The organism is Planktothrix sp. PCC 11201, assembly GCF_900009135.1.
Taxonomy (GTDB): Bacteria; Cyanobacteriota; Cyanobacteriia; order Cyanobacteriales; family Microcoleaceae; genus Planktothrix.
In genome coordinates this window covers 94,193-114,200 of sequence record NZ_LT797704.1, presented here as the reverse complement: position 1 = coordinate 114,200, position 20,008 = coordinate 94,193, and the positions used below count along the sequence as shown (strand labels likewise).

The following is a 20,008-nucleotide window of genomic DNA, read 5'->3' as shown; positions in this document are numbered from 1 at the left end:
GAACCCGCCCGTACCAGTTATCAGTTAATAGTTAAGAAGTTTACAGTTAATTGATTAACTCTTATGCTGATAACTCTTATGCTGATAACTCCTTAACTGATAACTCCTTAACTGATAACTCCTTAACTGATGACTGATAACTGATTAAGATGCTAGAACATGATGTGATTATTGTTGGGGGCGGGTTGGCAGGATGTCGGGCGGCGGTAGAAATTGCCCGGACTAACCCCAGCTTAAATATAGCCATTGTTGCCAAAACTCACCCCATCCGCTCCCATTCCGTGGCCGCCCAAGGGGGTATTGCGGCTACTTTAAAAAATATTGATGAAAGTGATAGTTGGGAAGCCCACGCCTTTGATACGGTCAAGGGTTCAGACTATTTAGCTGACCAAGATGCCGTCGAAATTTTAGCCAAAGAAGCCCCGGATGTCATTATTGATTTAGAACATTTAGGCGTCTTATTTTCCCGTCTTCCCGATGGTCGCATCGCTCAACGCGCCTTCGGCGGCCATTCCCATAATCGCACCTGTTACGCCGCCGATAAAACTGGTCATGCGATTTTACACGAACTGGTGAACAACCTGCGACGCTATGGTGTGCAGATTTATGATGAATGGTACGTCCTGCGTCTGATCTTAGAAGATGGACAGGCGAAGGGTGTGGTCATGTTCCGCATTAATGACGGACAGTTAACCGTTGTGCGGGCTAAGGCGGTGATGTTCGCCACCGGGGGGTATGGTAGGGCATTTAATACGACTTCCAATGATTACGCCTCAACGGGGGACGGGTTGGCGATGTCGGCAATGGCGGGAGTTCCCCTGCAAGATATGGAGTTTGTCCAGTTCCATCCCACGGGTTTATATCCGGTGGGGGTATTAATTTCCGAGGCTGTGCGGGGGGAAGGCGCCTATTTAATTAATAGTAATGGGGAACGGTTCATGGCGACCTACGCCCCGAGTCGGATGGAATTAGCACCCAGAGATATTACCTCTCGGGCGATTACTTTAGAAATTCGAGCCGGACGAGGAATTAACCCCGATGGCAGTTCTGGGGGGCCTTATATTTATTTAGATTTGCGACATTTGGGACGGGAAAAAATCATGAGTCGGATTCCCTTTTGTTGGGAAGAAGCCCACCGTTTATTAGGAATTGATGCGGCAGTGGAACCCATGCCTGTGCGTCCAACAGTTCACTATTCTATGGGAGGTATTCCGACTAATATTAATGGGCAAGTTTTAAGCGGTATTGATAGTTTTGTGGATGGCTTATTTGCCGCAGGGGAAGCCGCCTGTGTGTCGGTACATGGAGCCAATCGTTTAGGCAGTAATTCCTTATTAGAATGTGTGGTTTATGGAAAAAGAACCGGGGCGGCTATTGCCCAATTTGTGCAAAATCGCAAGTTACCAACAATTGATGAACAGCGTTATTTGAAAGAATCCCAAACGCAATTACAAGGGTTATTAGATCAGTCAGGAGACTATCGAATTGCGAAACTGCGCCAAGAGTTCCAAGATGCCATGACCTCTCATGGTGGTGTGTTTAGAACTGATCATATTATGCAAGAAGGGTTAAGTCAAATTAAAGAATTGCAAAATCGTTATCAACGGATTTATTTAGATGATAAAGGCAAATGTTGGAATACAGAATTAATTGAAGCGTTGGAGTTAAAAAGTCTGATGATCGTAGGAAATATGATTTTAACTTCTGCCTTAAACCGCCAGGAAAGTCGAGGTGCCCATAGTCGAGAAGATTATCCTCAACGCAATGATGAAAGTTTCCTCAAACATACTTTGGCTTATTATTCTCCGGCGGGTATTGATTTAGCCTATCGTCCGGTAAAAATTACCCTATTTGAACCCCAAGAACGCAAATATTAAAGTAGTGAGGCGTTCACGCCTCCTAGCCCTAAAGGGCTTACTACAATCGAGATATAATAGTAACAATATGGTAACTTAATATGACCACAGTTCAAAAAATAGTAGATATTAGTGTAGCACAAATGAGTGTACAAGAATTATTACACCTGGTTAATGAAGGGACAGAGATTTTACTGACAGATGGTAATAACCCGTTGGCTCGTCTAGTTCCTATTTCTCAACAAAATGTACCTCGAATAGCCGGACTACACCGGGGAGAAATATGGACAAGTAATGATTTTGATGCACCATTACCAGATTTTGGGGAAGATAGAAATGTGCGATCACACTTTGGGGAAGAAAGGGGCGAAACAATTATTCAAGGGTTAGAATAGTAAAAAAATAGTTGAGAGATGATATGCTTGGAAAAAATTGCAGCAAGTAATGTCTGTGCTGATATTAGTGATCCGGTGAAATGGCAGCGAGAGTTACGTCAAGATCGATTGACAGAATCAGTTATTACCCCAATGTGAGAACTCCCGCCAAAAAATTCACCGCCAACGGCAAGATTGTTAACCATCTCGAACCGAGTAAAACTTCAGGAATCTCATCACCTGCAAAAACTGGAATCTCGAATTCTTGTTCACCTAATAGACATCTCCGAAATAAAAATGGGGAGGGATAGCAAGATGGTAAAATTTGATTTTACCCCAAGGAGAGATGACTAAATTAAGAGGCTATCTGGACAAGAATCCCCAGCAAACAAAAAGGCTATTAGGGATGGAATATGAACAGTTGATAGAACTAATTCAAGCCGCGGAGTTATTAGAACAAGAAAAACGACAAGAACGAGAAAAAGCTAAGATCAGGTTGATTAAAGCAGGTGGGGGTCGTCACCAGAAATTATCTGTGGAGGAACAAATCTTACTAACTCTAATTTATCTGCATCAGATGCCCACATTTCAAATGTTAGGGTTACAGTTTGAAGTGAGTGAATCAACAGCGAATGATATTTTCCATAACGGGATAAAAATATTGAGAGAATTACTGCCAGCCAGTTTACTTGAGCAAGTAAAAAAAAACGAGAGTGATTGGGAGTGGGTAGAAAAAATTCTGCTGGAATATGAGTTAGTAGTAGATAGCTATGAACAGCCCATGCAAAGACCAACAGACAATGAAGAGCAGAAAAAATATTACTCAGGAAAGAAAAAAACACATACCTTTAAAAATCAAGTCATTGTCATGCCGAGCGGGAAAGAAATAGTGGATGTAGCTGTGGGTTATACCGGAGCAACAAGCGATCTGAAATTGTGGAGAGAAAGAAGGGAGGAATTGGGGAATCATCAAAAATACAGGGGGGATAAAGCTTATGTAGGGGAAACAGCAATTAATACACCACATAAGAAACCGAGGAATCAAGAAATATCCCTTGAAAATCGAGAAGAAAATCGGTTAAAAGCCAAACAAAGGATTGTAGTCGAACATTTAATAAGACTGATAAAAATTTATCGAGTTGCTTCAGAAAGATTTCGGTTAAAGAGCCAAAATTATGAAGCAGTAATCTTGACAGTATGTGGACTAATAAGATGGCGAATAGGAGCGATTGTATTATCATCTAAGAATTGCCCAGAATACTTTTGAAAAATGATTGAATATCAGAAATAAAATTCATTAATTATTATTAATGTAACTGAAAAAGCCTATGAATCCGTTACTTTAGGAGAAACCGGCACAGGAGTGCTAGAGACTCAAAAAGTAGCGATAGAGGGCATTTGAGGATTTTCGGAGATGTCTAATAGTATTTTGCCAGCATAAACATCAAAAGTGCTTTCTCCTTGTGCTGTGATCATTTCATTTTGCCGGATGAATTGCCAATCCAGACCATCTAAATCTTGTTTATTAATTGCCAGAAATTCTGTAAATCCCGTATCTAGCATTGCCTCCACAGTTAGATTTAAGCCATCAGCAGCAATCAAATCAATTTCAAAAAACAGTTCACCCCTACTTCCAAAAGTACCCTGAATCATATTTTGCCAGTAGCTCCACTTTCATTTAAGCAAAACATACAGTGTACGGCATCAGGGTGTTTATGACGTGCTTCTTGACTAGCTACTTCTTGATCTTTGTTAATGAAATAATCGCGGCTGTCAGGTTCAATGGCAATATACCAGCCATAGTGTTCTGCGATGAGATCGGGGCGAACTTGCTCAAAAATTGCTCGACAACGCTTATGAAATACTTCGCGTTCAGCTTTGCGTCGAGCTAGTGCTTCGGGTGATAAGGTGTGTTCTGGGAATATTCTGCCGCGAGGTGGGCTTTTTTTTGGTAGTGATTGAGTCATGGAGTTAAATCTTCAGGACTTATACCTCTTAGATCCTAACATACTTTTGTATTTCCTTTTAAAAGTATATTAAATCCATTTGATTAGGTAAAAGAAGGGTGATCGCATTTTTGAAAACGAAGTGCGATCGCATTTCCCTCCATCCTAAATTGCTATAATAACAACCAACAAAAAAAATCTCAACATCAAGCATAATGTCTACTTACAGCGAGGTACTGAGTCAGGCTCAAAATCTCACTCCTGACGAGCAACAAAAACTTTTAGAAGTATTGTTAGCATTGATGCGCGATCGGGTAACAACCCAAACTCAGGGTAAACGATCAGAAATTGATGCAGCACTGATTGAAATGACACAAGATCCAGAGTATCAATCTCAAGTGCTACAGATGGAGGCTGAGTTTGCGGTAGCGAGTTGGGAAGCGTTGCAATTGGGGGAATCCTCAGTATAAACACAGGGAGAAGTCTATGATGCTCGACTTGAACCTGTTGAGGGTTCTGAACAAGGAGGAACCCGTCCTGTTATTATCGTTAGTCGAGCTACAATCAATACATATAGCCCTGTAGTTTTAGCTATTCCCTGCACTACTTATCAAACTGGTAAACGAGTTTATCCGACTCAAGTATTAATTAAAGCTCCCGACGGTGGATTAACCAACGATTCTATAGCTATGGCAGATCAAGTACGGGTATTATCTAAATCTCGTTTATTGAGTTTACGAGGAATACTTAGTGATGAAGCAATACTTCTGCTGAATCAAGCTCTATTAATTGCGTTGGATTTGCCTGGTCAAGTTTAATCGCATTTTGGAGAAGATCAGAGTGCGATCACATTTTTGGGGAAGATAGAAATGTGCGATCACCGTTTGGGGAAGACAGGGACGAAACAGTCATTCAAGAGTTAGAATAGTAAAAAAATAGTTGAGAGATGGTATGCAGAGAATATATGAAGCTATATTGAAGGGAAACCTTTTAGAATGGGCGCGGGAGGTTCCCAAACAGAGCGATCACCCGATCAGAGTTTACGTTACTTTACAAGAAGATCGATCAAGTCTAAGTGCTGAGTTTCGCCGCCAAAAAACAGTTGAAATATTGGAAAAAATTGCAGCAAGTAATGTCTGTGCTGATATTAGCGATCCTGTGGAATGGCAGCGAGAATTGCGTCAAGATCGTCCACTTCCAAGTAGGGATGAATAATGCTACTTGATAGTAATATTATTATCTACGCTTCCCAACTGGAAAACTCGAAGATTAGGCAGTTTATTGGCGAACATGACATAGTTGTATCGGCAATAAGTTACGTTGAAGTCTTGGGCTAAGCTGTTGTGCATTTAAACTGTGATTATAGCATTACCTTTGTTTTTAAGTTTACGTCCCCATTTAATAGATAACTGTCCCTCATTTAAAAGCTGATGCAATAAACACTCTAGCTCATCAACTGATTTAAAGAGTCGATTAGCAATATATTCTTTAGCTGAATGCCAGACCAATTCAATTAAATTATAATCTGGACTATATTCTGGAAGAAATTCTAAATAGATATTCGGCATTTCTGCTTTGATTTTTTCTAGGTATTCTTCTTTTTTGTGAAAACTTGCATTATCAAGAATAATGACAATCTTGGCTCCTTTTTCTACAAATTCTTCTGCTTGATTTCCCGCTAATACCCACTCATGAATTAGCTCTTGATAAAAACTTTTTAACACTTGATAAAAATTATTTGCATTCCCTTTATCCAGAAATTCTACAAATCTTTTTTTGTCCGAGTACCTCAATCCTCCCATAACATTAACTTTTCCTTTTCTTCTGTCTCCTCTAATCTTTCTCCTCTTTCCTTTTTTACACCAGTTCTTTCTTTTTATTACTCTTAAATTAAATCCACTTTCATCCCAAAACCATACCTGTAATTGTTCTGGACTTTCTTTTGTTATTTTTAAATACTCTTCTATTTTATTTTTAAATAATTTCCTTTTTTCTGGATCTCTTTTCTCTTCCAAGCTATACTTTGCCCACAAGTAAACATACTTTTTTTTCTTTAATATCCTTCTCACTTGTGAACCACTTAATTTTATTTCTGTGATTTGTTCTAAATAAGTTGCCAATCTTTCTCCTGTCCATCTCCCAAATTCATATCCTAATTCTTCCGGTTCTTTTTCTACAGTTTCTAATAATATCTCTATATATTTATCTGTGGCTTTTCTATAATTTCCTTTCATTCTTTCATCTTTTAGGCTTTCTAACTTGTCCGGATCTCCATGTACACACCAATAACATACTTTATTTATTGAACATCCCAAAAAATTGGCAATTTCACTTTGTTTTTTACCATCATTTAGCAATAGTAGAATCAAGATTCTTTCTCTAATTTGTCCATTTTCTTCCTCTTTCAATCTTTTCTGTAGTTTCTCTACTTGCTTTTCATTTAAGTGATTTTTAGCAGGCATCTTTTTATTGATTTTTCTAAACTTAGTTTTTTATTATACCCTATTTAGATGCTTAACAGCTTATCACCGACTAACTGAAGATTATAGATTGTATTTTGAGGAGTTTTTTGATGTTGTGGAGGTTTTACCGATTTCTAACACTGTACTTGATCAAGCAGTGGCGTTGCGACAGATAAGGAGAATGACTCTTGGGGATGCTATTATTGCGGCAACAGCTTTGGTTTATGGCATAACTTTAGTGACAAGAAATATAGACGATTTTCGGTGGATTGCTGAGATCACATTGATTAACCCGTTTGAGGCTTAAGAAAGATGGGCGATCGCACTTCGGAAAATTAAGGGCGATCGCATTTCCCTCTATCGTAAATTGCTATAATAACAACCAGTAAAAAAATCTCAACATCAAGCATAATGTCTACTTATAGCAGCGTACTGACTGAGGTTCTAAGACTTACACCAGATGAGCAACTGCGACTTATCTCTGAATTATTAGTATATGTTCGTCACCGATTTCAGCCTAAACCTAAACGGAGTATTTTAGAATTAGAAGGATTGGGTGAGGAAATTTGGCATGGGATTGATGCTCAAGAATATGTGAATCACGAACGAAATTCATGGAATGGATAGCCCGGTTACAGGGAAAAGTTGTGGGATTAGACACCGCGCCTTTGATTTACTTTATGGAGCGAAATCCCAAGTATATAGAGATGATGCGGCTTTTCTTTAAATCGTTTGATCGCGGTGATTTTAGGCTGGTGACATCAACAGTAACGCTCTTTAGAAGTGCTAGTTCATCCCCTGCAACAAAAAAACACTATCTTGGCTCAAGAATATCGTGAAATATTGCTCAATCAAGAAGGTTTAACTGTGGTTGAATTAACTCCAGATATTGCTGAAAAAGCAGCACAACTGAGGGCAATTTATAGTTTGCGATCGCCCGATGCTATTTTAATGGCTACAGCTATCTGTGAGGGTGCTTCATTTTTTTTGACAAATGATGCCCGGTTGCCTTCTTTACCGGAGTTAACGGTTTTAGTGTTGGAGAATTTGAGAATTTGAGGGAGTATTTTTGGAAGGGAAAAGAAAGGTGATCGCATTTCCCTCGATCCTAAATTGCTATAATAACAATTAACCCAAAAACCTCAACATCAAGCATGAAGATCAGAGTGCGATCGCATATTTATTAACTGTTCTTTATATGATGTTCAACATAAGAGCGCAGCACGGCATTCATTAGAGATTGATAACCTTTTCCTTGGTTTTTAAACCAATCTAATACATCGCTATCAACTTTTAAAGAAATAGCTTGTTTTGTCAGTGGTGTTACAAGTTTTGCTTTTTCCCAGAAATTCGCATCTAATTCAGGAATATCAGAGGTATCGATCGCAGATTCTGGAATATTTTCTAATTCCTCAAGTCGTTTGGGCGAGATAGTCATAGTAGGTATTTTTTTCTCGACGAGTGGCTTTTCTTGCACCAGATGATGCGGATAACTCCATTTTTTTCAGTATGCGCTACGGTGACGATAACGACACCTTGTATGGCACCAATACTGATTTCTCGGATTTCTCCGTAGTCAAAACGCTCATCAATGGCATTAAAAACGATTCCATCAAAGATTTCTTGAGCTTCTTCAAAGCTAATGCCATGTTTTTTGAGATTTTGGGCGTTTTTATTTTCATCCCATTCAAACTGCATGATATTGTATATACAAAACGCACTTATAATATAGCATAACCAGATCGCACTTTAGGCAAAAAAGGAAGTTGATCATAAAAATCGCACTTTAGGAAAGAAAAGGGCGATCGCATTTTTAACAATGCAGTGCGATCGCATTTCCTACGATCCTAAATTGCTATAATAACAATTAACCCAAAAATCTCAAGATCAAGTAAGCATTGGTGGGGTTGGGCGGGTTTATTAAGATTATCTGTGAGATTTGAAAGATTTTGTCGAACCCGCCCCTACAGATTTTGTGAGATGTAGGGGCGGGTTCGAGTCAATTTTTGTTATGATCATTAACCCAAATAAACCCGCCCTATCTGTCCACAAATGCAGGGGCGGGTTGTCTGGGAACGAGAAAAAAAGTTACACCGTTATCACGACATTGGAGAAGTAAGATGTGAATTCATTGTAAGAAAGATCAATGAATCCATCGAATCCATCCTGATCACCATCTCTTTTTACATACTTTTTAGTTGCGACATTATATCCGTCATAACCCCAAGGATTACGAACAATAATTCGTTGTTCACTTGATGAGTTAACGTAAGCATTGGTTACAGAATAAGCATGGGTTCCTCCTGAAGAACCGGAAATCAAAGAGCTTGAGTTTTTCTCAGCTTCGTTATTACTACCTACAGCAACAAACTTGCCATTATTTAACGCTGATTGTATTTGATCAAAAGGTGTTGAAGATACTGGGGATGGGGGATTGTTAACAGAAAGTCCCGTAATTCTAGGAAATACATCGTTTATAGATGCCCCGTTACCAATACCGTTATAACCATTAGTAACACCCTGACTATCTTGATACCACTGTGCATAAGCCTTTTCAACTAATGGTACCCAGATTGCACCATTGTTAGGGTTATTAGGATCTAATTTACCATCACCAGTTGCGGCTCCATAGAGTTGTCCATTTTGGGTTACAACCTGACGATCAACTGTTACATACTCTGAACTACTGCCGTTATAAAAACGAATAGTATAGGTGCCATCTCCATTATCCTCAATCATATTTTGGATAATGGAACTAGCACGATTATCAGCATCACTGGTCTGGGAACCAAAGGTTGCTCCCAGAATAGCTAGTGGGACACAATCACCAAATTGTCTTTGATCAATATGTTTGATTCGAGCTTCTCCATCACTACCAAACAAGGAACCCTGTAAAGTTGTGTATTGCAGAGAAACTGTTGGATTATATTCTCTTTTCCCATCTTTTACAGTAAATGAAGTAAATGAAGCAGGAGGTCTGTCCGTTCCTTTAAACCATTTATCAATTGCAGTAGTAATACTCTTGGTTTTTACATCTTCAACCACTTTATCTGAGAGATACCAAGTCGAATCTTTCATGGTAAAGGGTGTGGAATTGCTAACTCGATCCGTTATTTTCTGTAAGTCTTGTAACTCGTTAGCATCAACAGTACCTCCATCTTGGGCATCGGCAAAAATATCTAACATATCTTGTCGGCTTAATTCCCCATCGGATGCTTTATCACGGGAGATTGCTTCTAATTGATCATCGGTGAAGGTGGAGAAAAAGTCCGAGGGTACGGGGGTAGGTGTTGAACTTGTTGCAGTTAGGGTATAGTTTCCTGTCGTATTTTCTGCCGAACTGGTGACACGAACAATATATTCAACCCCGGCTTCTGGAGTAAAGTTGATTTGAGAATCGTCTGTGGGTGGAGAAGCGTTTAAAACATCATTATTTTCGGTAACAACTTGCCCCGTTTGACGATTAATCAGTTGCAGATAGGTGTCAAAATTACCGGAGTTTAAGTTAATCGCAACTTCTTCACCAGAAGGAAGATTGGTTAAACGGAAATCTTCACTAAAGCTACGGTTACGCAACGGGTTTTCGATGTCATCCGTCCCACTCAAATCAGCATTAATGGTCTGATTTAAAGCCAGTTCTCCCACGGGTCGCTGTGAGGTAGAAGTGGTAAGGGTATAGTTGCCACTCTGTCCATTTTCACTGACTACAACAATGTCATATTTTTGACCGAGTTGTGCCTTGAAAGACAGTTCTGAATTGGTATCGGTACTACTGATATCGCTATTTTCAGCAATAACATTTCCTGTCAAACGATCCACAATTTGCAACTTCGGATCAAATCCCGTTGAGTTCAACTGAACTGTTACCGTTTGATTGGCCAGCACACCGGATAAGACAAAATTCTCATTAGTTCCGTTTACAAGACTTCCTTCAAGGGTGTCATTCCCAGAAATCCCTTGTAATAGTCCCGTAACAGGTACAGATACAGGTGGCGGCATATCTAGACCTATCACTTCAAATGTAGGTTGGGGCATTTCTTCAAGTGGGGGTCTTAATTTTGCTAAAATTGCACCGGATTGTTGATTTTTAACTAACGTTCCATCGGAAGTTACTTCTAAAGTAATATCGGCTTTACCGATTCCACCCGCTAAAGCAACACTATCAGAAGCATTATCAAAATCAATCACATCCACAGTTGTTGCTGTTGCACCTGCATCTTCCTCTAGGATAAAGACATCTGCACCATCGCCCCCGGTTAAGGTATCCTGACCCGCACCACCCTCTAAGGTATCCTGACCTGCACCACCCTCTAGGATATCGTTACCCAAATCGCCAAAAATCTGATCATTGCCATCATTACCGATAATAAAATCATCACCCTGGCCACCGAAAAGGTTATCGTTGCCTAAACCCCCATCAATAAGATCATTCTCTTTGTTTCCAAACAGGAGATCATCATCATCTCCCCCATCGAGGGTATCGTTATTCTGTCCGCCATAGAGGGTATCTGCACCTCCTTGTCCAAGGATGAGGTCATCTCCTTGATTTCCGTTGATGATTTCTGGAGAAACTGAACCCGTGATATTATCGTTTCCGGCCAGTCCTAGTAACCCACCAGGGTAGGGGGTTAAAAAATTAGGTTGTAGGGAAAAAGTATTGGACTGGTCATCTAAAATGTATAAAGATCCGTCATTACTGGGGCCAAACATCCTGATCTCCTGGTTATCTATGGGTTAAATTTATATGAGTCTGATGGCTAGAATCCTGAATATATCTGGTTTTTAGCTGTTACTGGCTGTAAGGTAGAGTGCGATCGCTCACAGTTGTTTTAAAACTGTAGCAACTCAACGGTTGATTGCACAGTGAGAAAAAGTAACAAAAAGTGATAAAAAGTAGCTAATTTTGGCGAGTGCTGCTAAGATATATACTGACCCCAATATCACAGAGGCTCTAGCCGGAAACCCTGGGAGTTTGATTTTTAATCACTCGTCCAAACCCGTATTTCCCTTGTGTACTGAATCTGTGGTTGTGTAAAAAACCATTCATCCCATATTATTGATATGAATATTGATGAAGCACTGGCTATCATCGAAACTGTTTTAGACGATGATGAACAGTTAAATGATGTGCAGGAGTTAATATTTAAGCAGTGTTGGCTAGGTCGAGAATCCTACGAAGAAATTGCCAAACAGGGAAATTATGATAATGAATATATAAAATCGACGGCGGCGAAATTGTGGAAGCAACTTTCAGAGGTTTTTGAAGAAAAGGTTAAAAGAAATAATCTAAAATCCGTTTTAAAGCGGTATTTACGAAGGCAAAGTTTAACAATTCATAAAACTAAAATTATTGGAGTTAATGTTAGTGGAAAAACCGGTGATAAAGTCTTTAGAAATGTAAGATTATATTCTTGCTTTAATGAATCTCATAAATCATTTATAAAAGAAAATGAATCAGAACTAAGTGAAACAATAGATGATTTTGAAGAAAAACAGCTATCAGAGACTTTAACTCATTTACAGAAAACCGAATATTTTTGGAAAAAATGGCGTTTTCATTCCTTAGAACAAGTTAAAATAGCGGAAGCGTTGGATAGAGCGGGAGTGCTATTTTTTCCTAACTCTAAAGCTCAATTACCAAATTTTGAAGATCAACCCTATAAACAGGTAGATTTTTTAATTTGTTATAATAGCAAATTAGGTGTTTTAGAGATTCAATATTCCGATACTGAAAAACAGGAACAACGAGATTATTTTTTATCAAAACAGGGAATTTTTTTGATTGAATACTGTGATCCAGTTCAATGTTTAGAAGATCCAGATCAGATTGTGCAGGAATTTATAATTAAGTTCATTTAGGATCAAATAGGATGAATTCACTAACAGAAGTTGAAGCGGCTATTCAAAAATTATCTGCTATTGAAGTCCGTCAACTGGCAGAATGGTTACAAACTTATTTGAATACTGAAGGGAATACAGAACACGAAAAAGAAACCGAGCAAAAGATAACTTTTGTTCAAAATCAACAAAATGCTTGGGATGTCTTAGAATCAGTGATGGGAACTGTTGAGGCTCCTCCAGATTGGTCAATCAATCACGATCATTACTTATATGGAACAGCAAAACGTTATCCAGATAATTCTCAATGAGCAATTCCCGTTTACTGCTAGATACGGTTTTTATTCAAGCCTTATTAAATCCTCGTGATCAGTATCATGATCAAGCTAAAAAATGGTTAAATCCCGTTAGAAATGCAGATGAAGTATGGGTAACAGAAGCAGTTTTAACGGAAGTTGCTAATGCGTTGAGTGCTATTAATCGGAATCCGGCTGTTAGATTTATTCAACAATGTTATCAGACAGACAATATTTATGTTGTTACTGTAGATACAAATTTACTAACTCGTGCGCTTCAACTTTATCAAGCACGCCCTGATAAAACTTGGGGTTTAACAGACTGTATTTCATTTATTGTTATGGCAGATAAAGGTTTAATCAATGCAGTAACGGCTGACCTTCATTTTATACAAGCTGGTTTTAGAGCTTTATTATTAGAAAATCCTTAATATCTACTCCCCATTATCTATCAAGGATTTAAGAGGATTACGGAGATTAACCCTGCCCTCGACTTGATTGGGGGACAGATTAAAATCCGTGAAATCCGTGAAATCTTCTTAAATCCGTGATCCCCATTAATATATTATTTAGCCACTTTAATCGGCCCATCAATACTACCACTAAAAAACTGTTTTACGATCGCGCTATCGGTGGTAAATGCTTCCTGAATTGTTCCTTGCCATTGCACTAAACCTTGATATAGAAAAACAATCCGATCCGCTGTGCGTCGAATCGTACTATCTTGATGGGTGACAATACTATAGGTACTGCAACCTTTTCCACTATGTTGTAAATCCCTAATTAAATCTTCAATAACCGTTGATGCAATCGGATCTAACCCGGCGGTAGGTTCGTCATATAAAATCACCTCTGGAGTCTCCCGAGGATTTTCTGGATTTGGCATAATTGCCCGGGCAAAACTCACCCGTTTTCGCATTCCTCCCGATAATTCGGCGGGATAGCGATCGCCAATATTAGGCAACCCGACCATTTCCAATTTCTCATTCACGAATTCCCTGATTTTTTTAGTAGGTAATTTCGTATGTTGATAGAGTAAAAAACCGATATTTTCCGTCACCGTTAAAGAATCAAATAAAGCCGCCTGTTGAAATACCATAGCAATTCCAATCGGATCAGTAATATCATCTACCCATCCTTGCCGTTTTTTTCCTAACACATAAACTTCCCCTTCATCGGGGGGCAAAAGTCCAGCAATAATTCGCAAAATCGTTGATTTTCCCGTTCCTGAAGGGCCGATAATTCCCAAGGCTTCTCCCCGATAAATCGTTAAATCAACCCGATCTAAAATCCGTTGCGAACCAAAGGCTTTACTCACTCCTTTTAATTCAATTAAAGGTTCTAAAGATTCTGATTGCTTTGATAAAACCAAGTTATCCTTAAAATCGACGGGTTCAACTTTAATCCTTGGAGTTTTTCCCTTGTTACCGTCTTTGATCATTTCGCTAAACCCTTCTTATCATGTAACTTCTACCCGATACGGTTGTTAAGCAAACGATTTAATCGTTATCATCACTTTGATCTCCCTCGTTGAGAAAAATTAAAAACACCGATAGCCCGATGGGATTAACCTCTAGTCCGTTATTTTACGATCAGTACAACCTCGCGTAGTCTAAATTGTCTGTAAAAGCCTGTATATCAGAGTAAAACACTATCTATGTCAACTGGTTTGTTCAAACACACCCTCCGCAGAATTATGAAACTCAGACTCCATCTTGGCCTATCGAACTATCGTTCTCCCCGGATGATTAACCAATGGTTTAAATGGTTATCTCCTGGGTTGTTTATCAAGCGGTGGATGGCGGTTAGCGCCACGGGGGTGTTAGTGGCTAGTTTAGGGTTGGCAATCTCGACGGGAATGACTCCGATTTATTACATCCTACAACTGCTGAAAAATTTATTAGGATGGATTACCACCGTTGTGCCAAATTATATCTCGGGGCCATTAATGATTGCCTTGGGGGTTGTCCTAGTTCTTTGGAGTCAAACCCGCAGTCTCAATTCCATTAGCGAAGCCTTTTATCCGGTCGGAGATGAACAATTAGTCGATCGTTTGTTGAGTCATCGCCGATTATTACGGGGGCCGAAAATCGTGGGGATTGGGGGCGGAACTGGGTTATCGACTCTATTGCGGGGATTGAAGGAATATAGTGCGAATATTACCGCCATTGTTACTGTGGCAGATGACGGCGGATCTTCAGGACGGTTACGTCGAGAAATGGGGGTATTGCCGCCGGGAGATATTAGGAATTGTATCGCCGCCCTAGCTGATGAAGAACGATTATTAACGGAATTATTTCAATACCGATTTACCGCCGGAGATGGATTAACCGGACATAGTTTCGGAAATTTATTCTTAACTGCAATGAGTGAAATTGAAGGAGATTTAGAACAGGCAATTGCCGCTAGTTCTAAGGTATTAGCCATTAGAGGTCAAGTCCTACCCGCCACATTAACAGATGTTAATTTATGGGCAAAATTAGCCGATGGTCGCCGAATTCATGGGGAATCTAGTATTACTGAAGCTAAGGGAAAAATTTTGACAATTGGTTGTATTCCCCCCAACCCTCCCGCCCTACCGAAAGCAGTGCAAGCGATTTTAGAGGCAGATTTGATTATTATTGGCCCTGGTAGTTTATATACAAGTGTAATTCCTAATTTATTAGTTCCAGAAATCGCCGCTGCCATTGCTTCTCGAAATGTTCCTCGAATTTATATTTGTAATATTATGACGCAACCAGGGGAAACCGATGGTTATACCGTTTCCGATCATATTAAAGCCATTGATAAAGCCTGCGGTTATCAATTATTTGATGCGGTGTTAACTCAAGGAACAGTTCCCCCAGCTAATGCTTTAATTCGCTATGCTCAAGAGGACTCTCATCCAGTTATTTTAGATCGAGATCTGGTTAAACAATTGGGTCGCAGAATTGTGATGAGTAATGTTATGGATGTTGATCCCGATACCGGATATTTACGCCATGATCCCTATCGGTTAGCCCAAGTTTTATTAAGATGGTTTGGCAAAACTAACCCATAGGTTAGAGAGTCCTAAAGGACTCACTACAAAGTAGTAAGCCCTTTAGGGCTTAATCTTTTCTAAACTATTCATATAAAATTATGACTCAATTCCATTTACCCAATGCCCAAGCAACCCATGAATTAGGGAAACAATTAGGGCGATCGCTCCCAGCCAATAGTGTGCTATTATTAGAAGGGAATTTAGGAGCCGGAAAAACAACTTTTGTTCAAGGTTTAGCAGCAGGTTTAGACATTTCTGACTGCGTTGAAAGTCCGACATTTACTTTGATTAATGAATATCTAAATGGCAGGATTCCTCTCTACCATTTAGACTTATATCGATTAGAAGCATCGGAAATTGAACACTTGAACTTAGAACAATATTGGGAAGGAATCGAAGTAGAACCCGGAATTATTGCCATTGAATGGGCGGATCGTTTGCCCTATAAACCGGAAAGTTATCTAAAAATAGAATTAACTTATACAGAAAAAGGTGATCGTCTTGCCACTTTATTTAATATCGGTCAGGAGAATTTTAATCTGGATTTAGATCAGATTGAATTTCTAAATTGAGTATGAATTGGAGGCGATCGCCAAACAAAACAACTTTACAAAACCATTGAATTATGGGATAATTTAAACAGACTAATCCCCGTTCAACCCATTTCCTAAAATCCCCCAATGATTCAATCTACAAAACCCTTAATGTTTCTGACTTCTTTCCTTTTCGTCAGTATTTTTTCCGTTTCTGTTAATGTTCAAGCTCAAACCAAAAGTAAAATAACCCTGACTATTGATGGGTTTAAAAATAAAAATGGACAAGTTTGTGCGAGTTTATTTGCGAGTAATAAAGGCTTCCCCAGTAATGGAGATGATGCCATAAAAAGCGGTTGTGTGAGTATTACAGAAGTTCCTGTGGTGATGAATTTTGATAATTTACAACCTGGTAGTTATGCTATTGCCGTTATTCATGATGCGAATAACGATAAAACGGCTAACCGAAATGCTTTAGGAATTCCCACCGAAGGATTTGGTTTTTCTAAAAATCCCACCATTCTCACCGGGCCCCCCAAATTCAGTGATGCGGCGGTGGTGGTAGCGGGGGAAAACACTAAGATTAATATTAAATTACAGTATTTTTTAGGGGGTTAGGGTTGACACCCCCCCGCCGTGAATGGGCGGGGATTTCATCTACTTCAACAAATCAAAAATGGATAATTTTTGAAATTTTGGGTGGGATAAATTTAGCCTTAATCTTAATAGACTTGAATCCAGGCTTTAACATCATATTCCGTCCAAATCCCATTTTGCCAATAGGGGTCAGACTCAATTAACTGACGCACGGTTGCTTCATCCTCCGCCTCATAAATCCCAAATATTTTAGTAACATCCTGAGTCGGGCCAATGGTTAATAAAACTCCCGATTCTTTTTGTTGTTTTAATCGTTCTAAATGTTCCGCCCGATAGGGTTCTCGTTTCTCAAGAACGTTCTCACAATAGCTTCCGAACATGACATATTTTGGCATAATTGTTGCTGATTGATTGTTGATTGTTGACTAATATCTAACTTCTGAGACTGACGTTAAATTGTTGCACTAAAGCATCTCGGACTTTTTGTTGGCAGGGATCAATATCGCTATCAGTTAAGGTGCGATCACTCACACGATAAACTAAACGAAAAGCCAAACTCCGTTGACCTTCAGGTACATTTTTACCCCGATATTCGTCGAAAACCTCCACCGATTCTAATAAATTTCCGGCGGCTTTGGTAATACAGCGTTGAATATCTGCGACCGCTACCTCGACGGGGACGAAAAAAGCAATATCGCGATCGGAAGCGGGGAAAGCTGAAAAAGGTTTGAACTTACGAACTAAATTAGAGGGGCGATTCATCCCTTCTAATAATACCGATAACTGGAATTCAAAGGCATAAACTTGATTCGGTAAATCCTGTTTTTGACACAGTTGCGGATGCAATTGTCCGAAAATTCCTAACCGTTTTCCCTGTAACCATAAAGAAGCGGTGCGTCCGGGGTGTAACAATTCTAGGGTAGATTCCGGTTTATATTCAACGGTTAAATTCAAGCGCTGAAATACCGCTTCTAAAATCCCTTTAGCTTCAAACCAAGTTAGGGGTTGCTCTTGACCACTGCGAACCCAACGGCCAAAACTGCGATCGCCTCCCATAATCCCAGCAACAGCATCTTGTTCTTTATATTCATCTCCTTCTTTCCAGAAAATTCGACCGATTTCAAAGCCATTTAACGGCCCATTGCCATTTTCTAAATTATAGACAAAGGCATCAATTAATCCGGTTAACATTTCGGTGCGTAAAGCCGAATATTCCACAAACAAAGGATTATCTAAAACCACTTGATTATCCCCCTCTGTTTTGACTAGGGAATAGTGCATTAATTCCGTTAATCCTTCCCCGCGAAAAGCCGCCCGAATTTGTCGGGTTGCCACCTGTTCTAAGGGGAGATAACCCGATACTCCTTGACGGGGTAAAGTGTCACGGAATTGATCATATCCGTAGAGACGGGCAACTTCTTCAATTAAGTCAATTTCCCGTTCTAAATCTCGATAACGATAGGGGGGAACCGTAACTTGCCAAACCACAGAATTATTGGGAGACTCCGTACGGGCGGGTTCTGTGATATCTTTGCTCATTGCCGGAATTTGAATGAACCCGCCCCTACATTTACATCCTAAAGCCGTCAGGGTTTTCTCTACTTCTTCGGGTAATAAATAGGGAGATTCGGCTCGTTTCAGTTGTCCCAAAATAGCATTAATTCTATCTAACCTTAATGTAATTTCAGGAGTCTGAATTTCTAGGGAACTGCGATCGCTTTCTTGACGAGTTGGAGTCCCAGAAGCCAACTCTTTTAGTAATAAAATAGCCCGCCGACAAGCGACTTCTAATTCCGCCTGATTTACCCCACGTTCATAACGGGTAGAAGACTCACTGCGTAAACCTTGCGCCCGGGCGGAACGACGAATAGTGATGGGGGAAAAAATAGCTGCTTCTAACAATATATTTTGAGTTTGGGCAAAAACTTCTGTTTCTTCCCCTCCCATAACTCCAGCTAAAGCTACCGGATAATCATTAGCCGTGATTAACAGATTTTGCTCTTGTAATTTCCGAGTTTGACCATCTAAGGTTTTAATGGATTCATCGGATTTAGCAAACCGCACACCCACGGTTAAATCTTGAGAGTGAGTTACCTGTTTTAGCCGATCTAAATCAAAGGCATGAAGCGGTTGTCCCCATTCCAATAAAATATAATTCGTGACATCTACCACATTATTAATTGGACGCACTCCCGCGGCTTGTAAACGCCGTTGTAACCAATCGGGAGAAGGAGCAATTTTCACTCCTTTAATCATCGTGCCAATATAGATGGGACAGGCGGTTTTATCGGCAATTTCAATTGCTAAATATTCCGATTCATCTGGCTGTGTAATTAACAACTCCGGCGGTTCAGGAATTCTTAAATTTGCCCCGGTTAATGCGGCAATTTCCCGGGCAATTCCTACCATACTTAAACCATCGGCGCGGTTAGCCGTGGCGGTGACATCTAAAATGACATCATCTAACCCTAATAAGGGTCTAATATCACTGCCTAATATTGGATTTTCTAGGTTAAAACTGTGGATTCCCGAGGACTCTTTTTCTAATCCCAATTCAGCTAAAGAACAAATCATCCCCTCGGAGGAAACTCCCCGCAATTTAGTTTTTTTCAGGGTTAAATTAATTTTAGGTAAATAAGTTCCTAGGGTTGCTACAGCCACAACCATTCCTGCTGCTGCATTGGGTGCTCCACAGACAATATTCAGGGGTTCTGAACCCCCAATATCCACTAGACAAACCCTTAATTTATCGGCATTGGGGTGTTGTTCGGCCTGAATAATTCTTCCCAGGACAACCCCATCAGCCCAGGAACGCCAATCTTCAATATCTTCTACTTCAAACCCCGCCACCGTTAGGGTTTCTGCCAAATTTTGGGGGGTCATCTGGATATCTACCAGTTCTTGTAACCAATTTAGAGAAATACGCATCGTGATTCGCTTTCAATGTTCCTAATCCATTGTTGCATCAAGTCGGGTGTTAAGTGTTGATTATTAAGGTGTTGAAGCTCAACCACTGAAACTCTAAGGATTTTGTGTTATAATCGGGGTGTCAATGCGTTCAAATATTGCTACAAGAGCAAGATT

The 20,008-nt window shown here is 39.8% G+C and carries 23 protein-coding genes and 1 pseudogene; 15 read left to right on the top strand and 9 right to left on the bottom strand.

Annotation, left to right across the window (positions count from 1 at the left end):
• Positions 1-149 precede the first annotated feature (149 nt).
• The 3 genes from PL11201_RS15810 to PL11201_RS15795 all read left to right on the top strand — a co-directional run bounded on the left by PL11201_RS15810 (position 150) and on the right by PL11201_RS15795 (position 3,497).
• On the top strand, positions 150-1,877 hold the full coding sequence (locus tag PL11201_RS15810; RefSeq protein ID WP_079679891.1) for a succinate dehydrogenase/fumarate reductase flavoprotein subunit: 1,728 nt from the start codon (positions 150-152) through the stop codon (positions 1,875-1,877).
• An 80-nt stretch (positions 1,878-1,957) separates the two neighbouring features.
• On the top strand, positions 1,958-2,251 hold the full coding sequence (locus tag PL11201_RS15805) for a type II toxin-antitoxin system Phd/YefM family antitoxin (RefSeq protein WP_200816787.1): 294 nt from the start codon (positions 1,958-1,960) through the stop codon (positions 2,249-2,251).
• A gap of 325 nt (positions 2,252-2,576) precedes the next feature.
• On the top strand, positions 2,577-3,497 hold the full coding sequence (locus PL11201_RS15795) for a transposase family protein (protein ID WP_079676644.1): 921 nt from the start codon (positions 2,577-2,579) through the stop codon (positions 3,495-3,497).
• Between the two features lie 107 nt (positions 3,498-3,604).
• On the opposite strand, the gene PL11201_RS15790 is transcribed toward PL11201_RS15795, so the two are convergent.
• A complete protein-coding gene (locus PL11201_RS15790; protein ID WP_200816786.1) occupies positions 3,605-3,883 on the bottom strand; it encodes an aspartyl protease in 279 nt (92 codons plus the stop codon).
• A complete protein-coding gene (locus PL11201_RS15785) occupies positions 3,880-4,197 on the bottom strand; it encodes a hypothetical protein (RefSeq protein WP_079679890.1) in 318 nt (105 codons plus the stop codon). The genes PL11201_RS15790 and PL11201_RS15785 overlap by 4 nt, the downstream gene beginning before the upstream one ends.
• A 194-nt stretch (positions 4,198-4,391) precedes the next feature.
• Between PL11201_RS15785 and PL11201_RS26825 the strand changes: the two genes are divergently transcribed.
• The 3 genes and pseudogenes from PL11201_RS26825 (at position 4,392) to PL11201_RS15770 (ending at position 5,391) form a co-directional block, all read left to right on the top strand.
• Positions 4,392-4,646: a hypothetical protein gene (locus PL11201_RS26825; RefSeq protein ID WP_079679889.1), complete on the top strand. Its 255-nt coding sequence runs from the start codon at positions 4,392-4,394 to the stop codon at positions 4,644-4,646.
• Between the two features lie 15 nt (positions 4,647-4,661).
• Positions 4,662-4,994 (top strand): annotated as a pseudogene (locus PL11201_RS15775) (type II toxin-antitoxin system PemK/MazF family toxin); the annotation flags it as partial.
• A gap of 133 nt (positions 4,995-5,127) precedes the next feature.
• Positions 5,128-5,391, top strand: coding sequence for a hypothetical protein (locus PL11201_RS15770; protein ID WP_079679888.1), 264 nt, complete (start codon positions 5,128-5,130; stop codon positions 5,389-5,391).
• Between the two features lie 134 nt (positions 5,392-5,525).
• Here PL11201_RS15770 and PL11201_RS15760 read toward each other — a convergent pair whose 3' ends face one another.
• Positions 5,526-6,638, bottom strand: a complete 1,113-nt coding sequence (locus PL11201_RS15760; protein WP_079678737.1) for an IS630 family transposase — start codon at positions 6,636-6,638, stop codon at positions 5,526-5,528.
• Positions 6,639-6,645: 7 nt separating this feature from the next.
• On the opposite strand from PL11201_RS15760, the gene PL11201_RS15755 reads away from it, so the two are divergent.
• From PL11201_RS15755 to PL11201_RS26820, 3 genes are all read left to right on the top strand, one after another.
• Complete coding sequence (locus tag PL11201_RS15755) at positions 6,646-6,945, top strand: type II toxin-antitoxin system VapC family toxin (protein ID WP_255377694.1); 300 nt, start codon at positions 6,646-6,648, stop codon at positions 6,943-6,945.
• Between the two features lie 104 nt (positions 6,946-7,049).
• A complete protein-coding gene (locus tag PL11201_RS15750; protein WP_079679886.1) occupies positions 7,050-7,265 on the top strand; it encodes a hypothetical protein in 216 nt (71 codons plus the stop codon).
• Between the two features lie 156 nt (positions 7,266-7,421).
• On the top strand, positions 7,422-7,697 hold the full coding sequence (locus PL11201_RS26820) for a type II toxin-antitoxin system VapC family toxin (protein WP_200816785.1): 276 nt from the start codon (positions 7,422-7,424) through the stop codon (positions 7,695-7,697).
• A 124-nt stretch (positions 7,698-7,821) separates the two neighbouring features.
• Here PL11201_RS26820 and PL11201_RS15740 read toward each other — a convergent pair whose 3' ends face one another.
• From PL11201_RS15740 to PL11201_RS15730, 3 genes are all read right to left on the bottom strand, one after another.
• Complete coding sequence (locus PL11201_RS15740; RefSeq protein ID WP_026795732.1) at positions 7,822-8,076, bottom strand: BrnA antitoxin family protein; 255 nt, start codon at positions 8,074-8,076, stop codon at positions 7,822-7,824.
• Positions 8,073-8,336, bottom strand: coding sequence for a BrnT family toxin (locus PL11201_RS15735; protein WP_234996719.1), 264 nt, complete (start codon positions 8,334-8,336; stop codon positions 8,073-8,075). The genes PL11201_RS15740 and PL11201_RS15735 overlap by 4 nt, the downstream gene beginning before the upstream one ends.
• Before the next feature lie 390 nt (positions 8,337-8,726).
• Positions 8,727-11,348: a C2 family cysteine protease gene (locus PL11201_RS15730; RefSeq protein WP_079679885.1), complete on the bottom strand. Its 2,622-nt coding sequence runs from the start codon at positions 11,346-11,348 to the stop codon at positions 8,727-8,729.
• 351 nt (positions 11,349-11,699) lie between these two features.
• Between PL11201_RS15730 and PL11201_RS15725 the strand changes: the two genes are divergently transcribed.
• Genes PL11201_RS15725 through PL11201_RS15715 form a run of 3 tightly spaced genes read left to right on the top strand, consistent with a single transcriptional unit; the run spans position 11,700 to position 13,203 of the window.
• Positions 11,700-12,497 (top strand): hypothetical protein, encoded by a 798-nt coding sequence (locus tag PL11201_RS15725; RefSeq protein ID WP_079679884.1) that lies wholly within the window; start codon positions 11,700-11,702, stop codon positions 12,495-12,497.
• Positions 12,498-12,508: 11 nt separating this feature from the next.
• A complete protein-coding gene (locus PL11201_RS15720; protein ID WP_144017780.1) occupies positions 12,509-12,787 on the top strand; it encodes a hypothetical protein in 279 nt (92 codons plus the stop codon).
• Positions 12,784-13,203: a type II toxin-antitoxin system VapC family toxin gene (locus tag PL11201_RS15715; RefSeq protein WP_079679883.1), complete on the top strand. Its 420-nt coding sequence runs from the start codon at positions 12,784-12,786 to the stop codon at positions 13,201-13,203. The genes PL11201_RS15720 and PL11201_RS15715 overlap by 4 nt, the downstream gene beginning before the upstream one ends.
• A 134-nt stretch (positions 13,204-13,337) precedes the next feature.
• Here PL11201_RS15715 and PL11201_RS15710 read toward each other — a convergent pair whose 3' ends face one another.
• Positions 13,338-14,213 carry an ABC transporter ATP-binding protein gene (locus tag PL11201_RS15710; RefSeq protein ID WP_079679882.1) on the bottom strand — a complete coding sequence of 292 codons (876 nt, stop codon included), beginning with the start codon at positions 14,211-14,213 and terminating at the stop codon, positions 13,338-13,340.
• 255 nt (positions 14,214-14,468) lie between these two features.
• Here PL11201_RS15710 and yvcK point away from each other — a divergent pair, with 255 nt between their 5' ends.
• From yvcK to PL11201_RS15695, 3 genes are all read left to right on the top strand, one after another.
• The gene (gene yvcK, locus PL11201_RS15705; RefSeq protein ID WP_234996718.1) at positions 14,469-15,812 is read left to right on the top strand and encodes a gluconeogenesis factor YvcK family protein; all 1,344 of its coding nucleotides are present in this window, start codon (positions 14,469-14,471) and stop codon (positions 15,810-15,812) included.
• Positions 15,813-15,892: 80 nt separating this feature from the next.
• Entirely contained in the window at positions 15,893-16,366 is a 474-nt protein-coding gene (gene tsaE, locus PL11201_RS15700; protein WP_079679880.1) for a tRNA (adenosine(37)-N6)-threonylcarbamoyltransferase complex ATPase subunit type 1 TsaE, read from the top strand.
• A gap of 108 nt (positions 16,367-16,474) precedes the next feature.
• Entirely contained in the window at positions 16,475-16,945 is a 471-nt protein-coding gene (locus PL11201_RS15695; RefSeq protein ID WP_079679879.1) for a DUF2141 domain-containing protein, read from the top strand.
• Positions 16,946-17,049: 104 nt separating this feature from the next.
• On the opposite strand, the gene PL11201_RS15690 is transcribed toward PL11201_RS15695, so the two are convergent.
• Entirely contained in the window at positions 17,050-17,319 is a 270-nt protein-coding gene (locus PL11201_RS15690) for a YciI family protein (protein WP_079679878.1), read from the bottom strand.
• A gap of 37 nt (positions 17,320-17,356) precedes the next feature.
• Positions 17,357-19,852 carry a phenylalanine--tRNA ligase subunit beta gene (gene pheT, locus PL11201_RS15685; RefSeq protein ID WP_079679877.1) on the bottom strand — a complete coding sequence of 832 codons (2,496 nt, stop codon included), beginning with the start codon at positions 19,850-19,852 and terminating at the stop codon, positions 17,357-17,359.
• Positions 19,853-20,008: the final 156 nt, after the last annotated feature.